A 14005-nucleotide genomic window follows, 5' to 3' on the forward strand; every position below is an offset into this window, starting at 1 on the left:
TGTTATTGGTTCGATACGCGCGCAATTTTTCCTTGTTCTATATACACAAGTAAAATGGAAATATCCGCTGGATTTACGCCAGAAATACGTGAAGCCTGCCCCATTGAAAGTGGACGAACATCTTTCAATTTCTGTCTAGCTTCTGAAGCAAGGCTAGAAATCGCGTCATAATCAATATCTACAGGGATTTTTTTACTCTCCATTTTCTTCATACGCTCTACTTGCTGTAAAGATTTTTCAATATATCCTTCGTACTTAATCTGAATTTCAACTTGTTCTGTAACTTCATCACTTAATTCTACTTCACTTGGTACTAAAAGATGAATATGCTCATATGTCATCTCTGGACGACGTAATAAGTCACTTGCACGTATTCCATCTTTCAATTCACTTCCGCCAATATTGCGAATTAATTCTTGAACTTCAGGACGTGGTTTAATAATAATGCTGCTTAAACGTTCCTTTTCCTGTTCAATTTGTAATTTTTTATTTGTAAATCGCTCATATCGCTCTTCTTTAATTAATCCAATTTCACGACCAACTTCAGTTAAACGAAGATCAGCATTATCGTGGCGTAATAATAGACGGTATTCTGCACGAGACGTTAATAAACGATATGGTTCATTTGTACCTTTCGTTACAAGATCATCAATTAAGACACCAATATAAGCATCCTCGCGGCCTAAAACAACTTCTTTTTTACCTAAAGAACGGCATGCTGCATTAATCCCAGCCATAAGCCCTTGTCCTGCCGCCTCTTCGTAACCAGAAGTTCCATTAATTTGTCCTGCTGTATATAAATTTTTAATCTTTTTCGTTTCAAGTGTTGGCCATAATTGTGTTGGCACAATTGCATCATATTCAATCGCATAACCTGTGCGCATCATTTCAACATTTTCTAGGCCTGGAATTGTTCTAAGCATGTCACGTTGTACATCTTCTGGTAGGCTTGTGGATAAACCTTGTACATATACTTCTTGTGTATTACGCCCTTCTGGCTCTAAGAAAATTTGATGACGTGGTTTGTCATTAAATCTTACTACTTTGTCTTCAATAGAAGGACAGTACCTCGGGCCTGTTCCTTTAATCATACCAGAATACATAGCTGAACGATGTAAATTTTCATCTATTAAACGGTGTGTTTCTGTACTTGTATATGTCAACCAACATGGAATTTGATCCATAATAAATTTCGTTGTTTCAAAAGAGAACGAACGCGGCTTATCATCACCTGGTTGAATTTCCGTTTTACTGTAGTCAATTGTATTACTGTTTACACGCGGAGGTGTCCCTGTTTTAAATCTAACAAGATCAAATCCAAGCTCCTCTAAATGCTCAGATAATGTAATAGACGGTTGTTGATTATTTGGACCGCTTGAATATTTTAAATCGCCCATGATAATCTCGCCACGTAAAAATGTTCCAGTCGTAATTACAACGGTTTTCGCTGTATATTCTGCACCAGCTTGTGTAACTACCCCTTTACATATACCTTCTTCAACGATTAAACGCTCTACCATTCCTTGGAACAACGTTAAGTTTGGTGTTTCTTCAATTGTTTTCTTCAATTCATGTTGGTAAGAGAATTTATCAGCTTGCGCTCGAAGTGCACGTACAGCTGGACCCTTACCTGTATTTAGCATACGCATTTGAATATGAGTTTTATCAATATTACGTCCCATTTCTCCGCCTAATGCATCAATTTCACGAACAACAATCCCTTTTGCTGGTCCACCAACAGAAGGGTTACATGGCATGAATGCTACCATATCTAAGTTAATTGTTAACATTAATGTTTTTGAGCCCATTCGTGCTGCCGCAAGACCAGCTTCACATCCTGCATGACCTGCACCGATTACTATGACATCGTATGAACCGGCATTGTATCCCATTGTTTATTCCTCCTAATAATCTCTATCTTTCTAAAACATCACTATATTATTTTCCTAAACAAAATTGAGAGAACAACTGGTCAATTAGGCTTTCATGGACTGTGTCACCAGTAATTTCACCAAGTATTTCCCACGTTCTTGTTAAATCAATTTGCACCATATCAATTGGTACACCATTTTCTATTGCCTCAATTGCATCACCGATTGTTTGTCCCGCTTGTGTTAATAATCCAATATGTCTCGCATTAGAAACATATGTCATATCTGTAGAATCGATTGTTCCTTCAAAGAATAAATCAGCTATTGCCTTTTCGAGTTCATCTATTCCTTGTTCCTCAATTAAGGATGTTGTAATAACACGATTTCCCTCGGCTAACTCTGTAACACGTTCCATATCAATTGCTTGCGGTAAATCAGTCTTATTCACAATAACAATAAAGTCTTTTCCTTGTACCGCATGGAATAGATCTTCATCCTCATTTGTTAAAGCCTCGCTATAGTTGACAACAACTAATACTAAATCTGCTTGGCTCATCATTTCTTTTGAACGCTCCACACCAATTCGTTCAACAACATCTTCTGTCTCACGAATACCGGCTGTATCTATAAGTTTAAGAGGTACGCCACGCACATTAACGTACTCTTCAATAACATCACGAGTTGTTCCTGCAATATCAGTTACAATTGCTTTTTTCTCCTGAACAAGGCTATTTAATAACGATGATTTCCCAACATTAGGCCTACCGATAATTGCTGTAGCAATACCTTCACGTAAGATTTTCCCTTGTTTTGATGTTTCTAATATTTTTTCGATTTCCGAACGAACATGCGTTGCTTTCTCAATTAAAATATTATGTGTCATCTCTTCTACATCATCGTATTCTGGATAATCTATATTTACCTCAACATGAGCTAATGTTTCTAATATTTCTTGACGTAAGCGACCAATTAATTTAGATAATCGCCCTTCCATTTGATTAATTGCTACATTCATCGCACGATCTGTTTTTGCTCGAATCAAATCCATAACAGCTTCTGCTTGTGATAAATCGATACGTCCATTTAAAAAAGCACGTTTTGTAAATTCGCCCGGTTCTGCCAATCGTACTCCTTGCGCTAGAATAAGTTGCAATACTTTATTTACTGAAACAAGTCCGCCATGACAGTTAATTTCCACTATATTTTCACGTGTAAAAGTCCTCGGTGCGCGCATAATAGACACCATAACTTCTTCAATAACTTGATTTGTATCTAAATCAACGATATGACCATAATGAATAGTATGAGAAGAAACCTCTGTTAAATCCTTCCCTTTAAAAATACGGTCAACTTTCTCCACCGCATCATCCCCACTTACTCGAACAATGGCAATTGCACCCTCTCCAAGCGCTGTGGAAATCGCAGCAATTGTATCAAATTCCATGTCCTTTCACCTCACTTGCTTATTTATCTCTATTTCAACATGATTATTTCTTTCACTAAATTATTAGGATACCATAACGAACCTATCTACAAAAGAAGAATAACTCATTTTATTATATCCCCATGTAAAAAACACTAAACTTATTCACAGTGGATAAGTTTAGTGTTTTTTAGTTATCCACATCTATTTTTCGCTCAAAAAAACCGGCACTCATTTGAGCAACCGGTCATTTAGGAGATATTACAACATGCCGATGTGGTTCATTTCCTTCAGAAGTTGTTTTGATACCTTGATGATTTGATAATGCCTGATGAATAATTTTTCGTTCAAAAGATGGCATCGGTTCTAAAATAACTCTTTTTTTCGTATTAGATACTTGTTTCGCTAATCGATAAGAAAGTGATTCTAACGTACTTTTTCTTTTACTACGATAATTTTCAGCATCTAGTGTAATACCGATATACTGCTTCGTGTTACGATTTGCGACAAGTTTTGTTAAATACTGTAAAGAGTTCAATGTATTACCTCTTTTTCCAATTAAAACTCCTACATCATCACCAGAAATTGTAAATTCAATCTCGCGTCCTTTTACAATTTTACTAATTTCAACTTCCACACCCATATTGTGAATAACATTTCTTAAATATTCTTCACATTCCTGAATTGGATCTTTCTTCAATACAACTTCTACTACTGCAGGACGATTCCCAAATAAACCTAAGAACCCTCTTTTACCCTCATCGACAATATTTATATCTACTCGATCTTTTGATGTGTTTAATTGCCTTAAAGCATCCTCTACTGCCAGCTCGACTGTTTGTCCTTTAGCAGTAATTATACTCACTTGCTTGAGCCTCCAGCTTTGTTAGCCTTAATCTCTGGCCCTTTGATAAAGTACATTTGAGCAATACCAAAGATATTACCAACAACCCAGTAAAGTGATAATGCAGCTGGGAAGTTAATTGCAAAGATTAAAATCATAATCGGCATAAGCCAAAGCATCATTGCCATTTGCGGATTTTGACCAGCTGTTCCTGCCATTGCAAGCTTTTGCTGAATAAATGTCGTAATTGCCGCAACAACCGGTAAGATATAGTAAGGGTCTGCCTGTCCTAAATCAAACCATAAAAATGTATGTTTACTAATTTCTGATGTTCTCATAATCGCATGATAAAATGCGAATAAAATAGGCATCTGAACAAATATTGGTAAACAACCGGCTAATGGATTTACACCATTTTTTTGATATAGCTGCATCATTTCTTGTTGTAATTTTTGCTGTGTTGCTTGGTCTTTCGAGCTATATTTCTCTTTTAACTTTACCATTTCTGGTTGTAACGCCTGCATAGCTTTCGTACTCTTCGTTTGCTTAATCATTAATGGTAATAATGCAAAACGAATAATAAGGGTCGTAATAACGATCGCTAAACCGTAATTATCACCAAGCCATGTCGCAAAATACGTGATTAACTGAGAAAGCGGGTATACGAAATATTCATTCCAAATCCCAGTGCTCTTCGATGTAATCGGCTGACCCGTTTCACTACAGCCGGTAGCAATTGCCATTAATGTAATAACCATGGCCAGTAAACCTATTTTCTTTTTCAAAGCCTGCTCCTCCTTGTTTCGGTATGTATATAGTGTAATTCATTTCCTTACGCTACTTTTTTATTCTTTTCATACCAGAGCGTTTAAAGACATGAATTAAGCTTTTCTTTACTTCTTCATATGTCATCTCTGCACAAGGCTTCCTTGCTATTATAACAAAATCTTTTCCAGAATCTATCTCATCTTTTAACTCTGTAATAGCCTGACGGACCATGCGCTTAATTCGATTACGAACTACTGCATTTCCTATTTTTTTGCTAACAGAAAGGCCGATGCGAAAGTTTGGCTGTTCTTCTTTATCTAATTGGTATACAACAAACTGACGATTCGCATTTGATTTTCCTTTTTGAAAAACCGCCTGGAATTCATCATTCTTCTTTATACGATGTTTTTTCTTCATATCAATTGACACTCCTGTATTTCATCAGCGGAAATTCACTATTATTAGAAAAAAAGACCACTGAACGATCAGTGGTCTACGCAGATAATACTTTTCTTCCTTTACGACGACGAGCTGCTAGCACTTTACGTCCGTTCGCTGTGCTCATACGGCTGCGGAAACCATGTACTTTGCTGCGCTTACGTTTATTTGGTTGGTAAGTTCTTTTCATTATATGACACCTCCCTGAGGAATATCTGTTAAAGACAGTCCTATAAATTATAGTTAATTAACTAGGAAAATGTCAATGGTTCTAGAAATTTTCATCAAATATTCATTTTGAACCTATTCACATACTTTTTCACAGCATCTATATTTCCTTGTGGATAAATGTTTTTTCACGTTTTTTATATCCACAAACTTTTTTCCCACTTTTACACAGTATATCGTGTTGTGGACAAGTTTATTCCACAAGGTATTGATTTTGTGGATAACTTTCTTAAATTCATTGCTATAGCCACTTTTTTTTGATATTATAGTTGTGTTTTCACTTTGAATAAGTTTTCCACATCTTTATCTTATCCACAATTTGTGTATAACATGTGGACAGTTTTAATCACATGTGGGTAAATAGTTGTCCACATTCGCTTTTTTTGTCGAAAACCCTATCTCATATACAAACGACGTTTTTAGGTTTTAAAATACGTTTCGTATAAATATACATTTTATATTTATTAGGTTGTACATTTGTTGCGCAACCTTATTCTTTTACCATCTTAGTAAAGGAGGGACACCTTTGGAAAATATCTCTGATTTATGGAATAGTGCCTTAAAAGAATTAGAAAAAAAGGTAAGCAAGCCTAGTTATGAAACATGGTTAAAATCAACAACGGCTCATAACTTGAAGAAAGACGTATTAACGATTACAGCTCCAAATGAATTTGCTCGTGACTGGCTAGAATCTCATTACTCAGAACTTATTTCGGAAACACTATACGATTTAACAGGGGCAAAATTAGCAATTCGCTTTATTATTCCCCAAAGTCAATCGGAAGAGGACATTGATCTTCCTCCAGTTAAGCGGAATCCAGCACAAGATGATTCAGCTCATTTACCACAGAGCATGTTAAATCCAAAATATACATTTGATACATTTGTTATCGGCTCTGGTAACCGTTTTGCCCATGCAGCTTCATTAGCTGTAGCCGAGGCGCCAGCTAAAGCGTATAATCCACTCTTTATTTATGGGGGAGTTGGGCTTGGAAAGACGCATTTAATGCACGCAATTGGTCATTATGTAATTGAACATAATCCAAATGCAAAAGTTGTATATTTATCATCAGAAAAATTCACGAATGAATTTATTAACTCTATTCGTGATAATAAAGCTGTTGATTTTCGTAATAAATATCGCAACGTAGATGTTTTATTGATAGATGATATTCAATTTCTTGCTGGAAAAGAACAAACTCAAGAAGAGTTTTTCCATACATTTAATGCATTACACGAAGAAAGTAAACAAATTGTAATTTCTAGTGATCGACCACCAAAAGAAATTCCAACTTTAGAAGATCGTCTTCGTTCTCGCTTTGAATGGGGACTTATTACAGATATTACGCCGCCAGATTTAGAGACACGAATTGCAATTTTACGCAAAAAGGCAAAAGCTGAAGGGCTTGATATACCAAATGAAGTTATGCTTTATATCGCAAATCAAATTGATTCAAATATTCGTGAATTAGAAGGTGCACTTATCCGAGTTGTAGCTTATTCATCTTTAATTAATAAAGATATTAATGCTGATTTAGCAGCTGAAGCACTTAAAGATATTATTCCAAATTCTAAGCCGAAAATTATCTCTATTTATGATATTCAAAAAGCTGTCGGAGACGTTTATCAAGTAAAATTAGAAGATTTTAAAGCGAAAAAACGCACAAAATCAGTTGCGTTTCCTCGCCAAATTGCAATGTATTTATCACGCGAACTTACGGATTCCTCTTTACCAAAAATAGGTGAAGAATTTGGTGGACGTGATCATACAACAGTTATCCATGCCCATGAAAAAATTTCTAAACTACTAAAAACCGATACGCAATTACAAAAGCAAGTTGAAGAAATTAATGGTATTTTAAAGTAGTAGCTGAATAGTGTGAATAACTTACCTTGTTTTACGCACAGTCTATCCACATGTAGATAGACTGTTTTTACATCCTTCAAAGGGGTTATCCACATATCCACAAGCCCTATTACTATTACTACTATTTTTTTATCTTTATTAATTAAATAAAATCTTATACTTACCGGAGGTTTTTCTTTATGCGTTTTACAATACAAAAAGACTATCTTGTAAGAGGTGTACAAGATGTAATGAAGGCAGTTTCTTCTCGTACAACAATCCCTATCCTTACAGGAATTAAAGTTGTAGCTACTGAAGAAGGGGTTACATTAACAGGAAGCGATGCTGATATTTCTATTGAATCGTTTATTCCAGTCGAAGAAAATGGAAAAGAAATCGTAGAAATAGCTCAATCAGGAAGCATTGTTTTACAAGCAAAATATTTTAGTGAGATTGTAAAAAAACTACCTAAAGATACTGTCGAAATTTCTGTGGAAAATCATTTTATGACAAAAATAAAATCTGGAAAATCAGAATTTAACTTAAATGGTTTAGATTCTGCAGAATATCCGTTATTACCACAGATTGAAGAACATCATGTATTTAAGATACCAACGGATTTACTTAAGCATATGATCAGACAAACTGTATTTGCAGTTTCTACTTCTGAAACAAGACCGATCTTGACAGGTGTAAACTGGAAGGTATATAACAGCGAGTTAACTTGTATTGCAACAGATAGTCATAGACTAGCACTTCGAAAAGCGAAAATCGAAGGACATAATATTGCAGATGAATTTCAAGCTAATGTTGTTATCCCAGGTAAGAGCTTAAATGAATTAAGTAAGATTCTAGATGAGTCTGAAGAAATGGTGGATATCGTTATTACGGAGTATCAAGTATTATTCCGTACAAAACATTTATTATTCTTCTCAAGATTGTTAGAAGGAAATTATCCAGATACAACACGTTTAATTCCAGCAGAGAGTAAAACGGATATTTTTGTGAATACAAAAGAATTCCTACAAGCAATTGATCGTGCTTCACTATTAGCGAGAGATGGCCGCAATAACGTTGTCAAATTATCAACTTTAGAGCAAGAAATGCTAGAGATTTCTTCGAATTCACCAGAAATCGGAAAAGTTGTCGAAGAAGTACAATGTGAAAAAGTAGATGGAGAAGAGTTAAAAATATCTTTTAGTGCAAAATATATGATGGATGCATTGAAAGCCTTGGATAGTACAGAGATTAAAGTTAGTTTTACTGGGGCGATGAGACCGTTCTTAATTCGTACAGTAAATGATGATTCAATTATTCAATTAATTTTACCAGTTCGTACTTACTAGGTAAGGAATAAGGGTTGCTAGTTTAAAGATGCTAGTGGCCCTTATTTGATTTTTGGGTATTACTTTCCTAATGTTAGTTTATTTAGTACAATGAAAGAATGAACACTTTCAGAAAGTGAGCGATTTTATGAAACATATTAAAATTTCAACAGAGTATATTACACTAGGACAATTTTTAAAGTTAGCTGATGTAATTGATACAGGTGGCGCTGTAAAATGGTTTTTACAAGAATATGAAGTGTACGTGAACAACGAACTTGAAAATAGAAGAGGTCGCAAACTATATGCGAATGATGTTATTGAAATTCCAGGAAGCGGAACTTTCCAAGTTCAGGCATAAAGGGGGAGCCCTTTGTTTATTTCAGAAATACAATTAAAAAACTATCGCAATTATGAAAAATTAGAGCTTTCCTTTGAAGATAAGGTAAATGTAATTATCGGCGAAAATGCACAAGGGAAAACAAACTTGATGGAAGCTATTTATGTTTTAGCGATGGCGAAATCTCATAGAACCTCTAATGATCGCGAACTTATCCGCTGGGATGAAGAGTTTGGTCAAATAAAAGGGAAATTACAAAAAAGAAACAGTTCTTTGTCTTTGGAATTAAATATTTCGAAAAAAGGTAAAAAGGCAAAATTAAATCAACTTGAACAACAAAAGTTAAGTCAATATATTGGCGTGATGAACGTTGTCATGTTTGCCCCAGAAGATTTAAATCTTGTAAAAGGAAGCCCTCAAGTAAGAAGACGCTTTTTAGATATGGAATTAGGACAAATAGCTCCTGTATATTTGTATGAATTAAGTCAATATCAAAAGGTGCTCACGCAACGAAATCACTTGTTGAAAAAAATGCAAGGGAATAGTAAGAATGAGGAAACGATGTTGGATGTATTTACCCTTCAACTAATTGAGCATGGTGCAAAAATACTGCAAAAACGTTTTGAATTTTTGCATTTGCTACAGGAATGGGCAGCTCCAATTCATCGCGGTATAAGCCGTGGATTAGAAGAGTTAGAAATTGTCTATAAACCAAGTGTAGATGTATCAGAATCAATGGATTTGTCGAAAATAAAAGAAGTATACTATGAAAGTTTTCAATCTGTGAAACAACGTGAAATTTTCCGTGGTACGACTTTAATTGGTCCTCATCGTGATGATTTACAATTCTTCGTTAATAGTAAAAATGTTCAAGTCTTTGGTTCGCAAGGACAACAACGAACGACCGCACTATCCCTAAAATTAGCTGAAATTGAATTAATTTATTCAGAGGTTAAAGAATATCCAATCCTTTTACTGGATGATGTTTTATCAGAATTAGACGATTATCGTCAATCACATCTGTTAAATACAATTCAAGGAAAGGTGCAAACATTTGTTACAACGACGAGTGTCGACGGAATTGAACACGAAACATTAAAAGATGCGAAAACAATTCATGTAACGAACGGCACGGTAGATTGTGAAATAGATAGGGCATAAACCCCTGTTTAAATGGAAAAGTAGGTGATCTTTGTGTCAATGGAACAAAAACAAATGCAAGAAAATGCATATGATGAAAGTCAGATACAGGTACTTGAAGGACTAGAGGCAGTTCGGAAACGTCCGGGTATGTATATTGGATCTACGAGTGGGAAGGGACTTCACCACCTTGTATGGGAGATTGTCGATAATAGTATCGATGAAGCGTTAGCAGGATATTGCGATGAAATTAACGTTAGTATCGAAGAAGATAATAGTATTCTTGTAACGGATAATGGACGTGGTATTCCAGTTGGTATACAAGAAAAAATGGGTCGTCCTGCAGTAGAGGTTATTATGACTGTCCTCCACGCTGGTGGTAAATTTGGCGGTGGCGGTTATAAAGTTTCTGGTGGTTTGCACGGTGTTGGTGCATCTGTTGTAAATGCCTTATCAACAGAATTAGAAGTATTTGTACATCGTGATGGCAAAATCCATTACCAAAAATACGAAAGAGGTATTCCGGTTGCAGATTTAAAAGTCATCGGTGATACAGATAAGACTGGAACAATAACTCGCTTTAAACCGGATCCAGAAATTTTTAAAGAGACGACAGAATATGAATTCGATACGCTAGCGACTCGTATGCGTGAGTTGGCGTTTTTAAATCGTAATATTAAATTAACAATTGAAGATAAACGTGAACATAAGCAAAAGAAAGAGTTCCACTATGAAGGTGGAATTAAATCATATGTTGAACATTTAAATCGTTCAAAACAACCAATTCATGAAGAGCCTGTATATGTAGAAGGTTCAAAAGATGGTATTCAAGTTGAAGTTGCGCTTCAATATAACGAAGGATATACAAATCATATTTACTCATTTACAAATAATATTCATACGTATGAAGGTGGTACACATGAGGTAGGATTTAAAACTGCCTTAACACGTGTGATTAACGATTATGGTCGTAAAAATAACATTTTAAAAGATGCGGATAGTAATTTGACTGGTGAAGATGTTCGTGAAGGTTTAACAGCAATCGTGTCAATTAAACATCCAAATCCACAATTTGAAGGGCAAACGAAGACGAAACTTGGAAATAGTGAAGCGAGAACGATTACGGAGTCAGTATTCTCTGAGGCTTTTGAAAAATTCTTACTGGAAAATCCCAATGTTGCACGTAAGGTTGTAGATAAAGGGACGATGGCAGCACGTGCGCGTGTAGCAGCTAAAAAGGCTCGTGAGCTAACTCGCCGAAAGAGTGCTTTAGAAGTTTCAAGTTTACCAGGGAAATTGGCAGATTGTTCTTCTAAAGATCCAGCAATTAGTGAAATTTATATCGTAGAGGGTGACTCTGCGGGTGGATCTGCAAAACAAGGACGCGATCGTCATTTTCAAGCAATTTTACCGCTGAAGGGTAAAATTATTAATGTTGAAAAGGCACGCTTAGATAAGATTTTATCAAATGATGAAGTTCGTACAATTATTACGGCGATTGGTACAAATATTGGTGGGGACTTCGATATCGAAAAAGCACGCTATCATAAAGTTATTATTATGACCGATGCTGATGTTGATGGTGCGCATATTCGTACCCTATTATTAACGTTCTTCTATCGTTATATGCGTCAAATAATTGAGTGTGGATATATATATATCGCACAGCCACCTTTGTTTAAAGTGCAACAAGGTAAAAAAATTCAATATGCTTATAATGATAAAGAACTTGAAAAAATATTAGCTGAGTTACCAGCCCAGCCGAAACCAGGAATTCAACGTTATAAAGGTCTTGGAGAGATGAATCCAACTCAGCTATGGGAGACGACAATGGATCCAGAAGTACGTTCGTTACTTCAAGTTTCCCTTCAAGATGCAATAGAAGCAGATGAAACATTTGAAATTTTAATGGGTGATAAAGTGGAACCGCGTCGTAACTTTATCCAAGAGAATGCAAAATACGTGAAAAACCTTGATATTTAAATGAGTAATGACAGGAATCTAAGTATTCCTGTCTTCTACATATAAATCAATGTATGTGTAACGGAAATGTAAGAGGAGGTGCTCGTTGATGTCAGACAATCAACAACAAGCACGAATTCGAGAAATTAATATTAGTCATGAAATGCGTACCTCATTTTTAGATTACGCAATGAGTGTTATCGTATCTCGTGCATTACCAGATGTTCGTGATGGATTAAAACCTGTGCATCGTAGGGTTTTATATGCGATGAATGATTTAGGAATTACAGCTGATAAAGCGTATAAGAAATCAGCACGTATTGTCGGTGAAGTAATCGGTAAGTATCACCCTCATGGAGATTCAGCCGTTTATGAAACAATGGTACGTATGGCGCAAGATTTCAGTCAACGTTATATGCTTGTAGATGGGCATGGTAACTTCGGTTCTGTAGATGGAGATTCAGCAGCGGCAATGCGTTATACAGAGGCAAGAATGTCTAAGATTTCTATGGAATTAATACGTGATATTTCAAAAAATACAATTGATTACCAAGATAACTACGATGGTTCGGAAAGAGAGCCGATTGTATTACCAGCGCGTTTCCCTAATTTATTAGTAAACGGTACGACAGGTATTGCAGTTGGTATGGCAACAAATATTCCGCCGCATCAACTTGGCGAAGTAATTGATGGTGTGTTGGCATTAAGCCATAATCCAGATATCACTATCGCGGAATTAATGGAATATATTCCTGGTCCAGACTTCCCGACATCAGGTTTAATCTTAGGGCGAAGTGGCATCCGTAGAGCTTATGAAACAGGACGAGGTTCTATTATGCTTCGTGCCAAAGTTGAAATTGAAGAGAAATCAAATGGTAAACAATCTATTATCGTAACGGAACTACCTTATCAAGTTAATAAGGCACGATTAATTGAAAAAATCGCAGAATTAGTTCGCGATAAGAAAATTGAAGGTATTACAGATTTACGTGATGAATCAGACCGAAATGGTATGCGTATTGTCATGGAAGTACGTCGTGACGCTAATGCAAACGTACTATTAAACAATCTATATAAACATACAGCACTTCAAACAAGTTTCGGTATTAATATGTTGTCTCTTGTAAATGGAGAGCCTCAAGTACTAAACTTAAAACAAAACTTATATCATTATTTGGAGCACCAGAAGGTAGTAATCCGTAGACGTACTGCTTATGAATTAGAAAAAGCAGAGGCACGTGCCCATATTTTAGAAGGATTACGAATTGCTTTAGATCATCTTGATGAAGTTATTACGTTAATTCGTAGTTCAAAAACGGCTGATATTGCAAAGCAAGGATTAATGGAACGTTTCGGTTTAAGTGAGAAACAAGCGCAAGCGATTTTAGATATGCGTCTGCAACGCTTAACTGGATTAGAACGTGAAAAAATCGAGCAAGAATATCAAGACTTAATGAAATTAATTGCTGAATTAAAAGCGATTTTAGCAGATGAAGAGAAAGTTCTTGAGATTATTCGTGAAGAATTAACAGAAGTAAAAGAGCGTTTCAATGATAAGAGACGAACAGAAATTACAATTGGCGGTATGGAATTTATTGAAGATGAAGATTTAATTCCTGAGCAAAACATTGCGATTACGTTAACTCATAACGGTTATATTAAGAGGTTACCAGCTTCTACGTACAAAACACAGAACCGTGGGGGACGTGGTGTACAAGGAATGGGTACGAATGATGATGACTTTGTTGAACACTTATTAACAACGTCTACTCATGATCATATTTTATTCTTTACAAACAAGGGTAAAGTATACCGTACGA

At 35.6% G+C, this 14005-nt stretch carries 12 protein-coding genes (1 of these 12 running past the window's edge); 6 read left to right on the forward strand and 6 right to left on the reverse strand.

Features of this window, described 5'->3' with window-relative positions:
* Window positions 1-2: 2 nt before the first annotated feature.
* From mnmG to rpmH, 6 genes are all read right to left on the reverse strand, one after another.
* Window positions 3-1892, reverse strand: coding sequence for a tRNA uridine-5-carboxymethylaminomethyl(34) synthesis enzyme MnmG (gene mnmG, locus QCI81_RS14255; RefSeq protein WP_000541052.1), 1890 nt, complete (start codon window positions 1890-1892; stop codon window positions 3-5).
* A gap of 46 nt (window positions 1893-1938) precedes the next feature.
* Window positions 1939-3315 carry a tRNA uridine-5-carboxymethylaminomethyl(34) synthesis GTPase MnmE gene (gene mnmE, locus QCI81_RS14260; RefSeq protein WP_000393762.1) on the reverse strand — a complete coding sequence of 459 codons (1377 nt, stop codon included), beginning with the start codon at window positions 3313-3315 and terminating at the stop codon, window positions 1939-1941.
* A 226-nt stretch (window positions 3316-3541) separates the two neighbouring features.
* Complete coding sequence (gene jag / locus QCI81_RS14265) at window positions 3542-4159, reverse strand: RNA-binding cell elongation regulator Jag/EloR (protein WP_000022795.1); 618 nt, start codon at window positions 4157-4159, stop codon at window positions 3542-3544.
* Complete coding sequence (gene spoIIIJ / locus QCI81_RS14270; RefSeq protein WP_353810838.1) at window positions 4156-4923, reverse strand: YidC family membrane integrase SpoIIIJ; 768 nt, start codon at window positions 4921-4923, stop codon at window positions 4156-4158. Before spoIIIJ ends, jag begins: the two co-directional genes overlap by 4 nt.
* Window positions 4924-4975: 52 nt before the next feature.
* A complete protein-coding gene (gene rnpA, locus QCI81_RS14275) occupies window positions 4976-5323 on the reverse strand; it encodes a ribonuclease P protein component (protein ID WP_000726621.1) in 348 nt (115 codons plus the stop codon).
* Window positions 5324-5399: 76 nt separating this feature from the next.
* Complete coding sequence (rpmH, locus tag QCI81_RS14280) at window positions 5400-5534, reverse strand: 50S ribosomal protein L34 (protein ID WP_000831901.1); 135 nt, start codon at window positions 5532-5534, stop codon at window positions 5400-5402.
* Between the two features lie 564 nt (window positions 5535-6098).
* Between rpmH and dnaA the strand changes: the two genes are divergently transcribed.
* From dnaA to gyrA, 6 genes are all read left to right on the forward strand, one after another.
* Window positions 6099-7439 (forward strand): chromosomal replication initiator protein DnaA, encoded by a 1341-nt coding sequence (dnaA, locus tag QCI81_RS14285; RefSeq protein WP_000428028.1) that lies wholly within the window; start codon window positions 6099-6101, stop codon window positions 7437-7439.
* Window positions 7440-7618: 179 nt separating this feature from the next.
* Window positions 7619-8764 carry a DNA polymerase III subunit beta gene (dnaN, locus tag QCI81_RS14290; RefSeq protein ID WP_001212886.1) on the forward strand — a complete coding sequence of 382 codons (1146 nt, stop codon included), beginning with the start codon at window positions 7619-7621 and terminating at the stop codon, window positions 8762-8764.
* A gap of 127 nt (window positions 8765-8891) precedes the next feature.
* A complete protein-coding gene (gene yaaA / locus QCI81_RS14295; protein WP_000680510.1) occupies window positions 8892-9104 on the forward strand; it encodes a S4 domain-containing protein YaaA in 213 nt (70 codons plus the stop codon).
* A gap of 12 nt (window positions 9105-9116) precedes the next feature.
* Window positions 9117-10244, forward strand: coding sequence for a DNA replication/repair protein RecF (recF, locus tag QCI81_RS14300; protein ID WP_000470755.1), 1128 nt, complete (start codon window positions 9117-9119; stop codon window positions 10242-10244).
* A 39-nt stretch (window positions 10245-10283) separates the two neighbouring features.
* On the forward strand, window positions 10284-12206 hold the full coding sequence (gyrB, locus tag QCI81_RS14305; RefSeq protein WP_000435980.1) for a DNA topoisomerase (ATP-hydrolyzing) subunit B: 1923 nt from the start codon (window positions 10284-10286) through the stop codon (window positions 12204-12206).
* An 88-nt stretch (window positions 12207-12294) separates the two neighbouring features.
* Window positions 12295-14005, forward strand: the 5' portion of a protein-coding gene (gyrA, locus tag QCI81_RS14310) for a DNA gyrase subunit A (RefSeq protein ID WP_001282866.1). Its footprint extends 761 nt past the window's final position; the window shows 1711 of its 2472 coding nt (coding positions 1-1711); the start codon lies at window positions 12295-12297; the stop codon falls past the right edge of the window.

Source organism: Bacillus cereus group sp. MG20 (assembly GCF_040459885.1).
Lineage (GTDB): Bacteria > Bacillota > Bacilli > Bacillales > Bacillaceae_G > Bacillus_A > Bacillus_A cereus.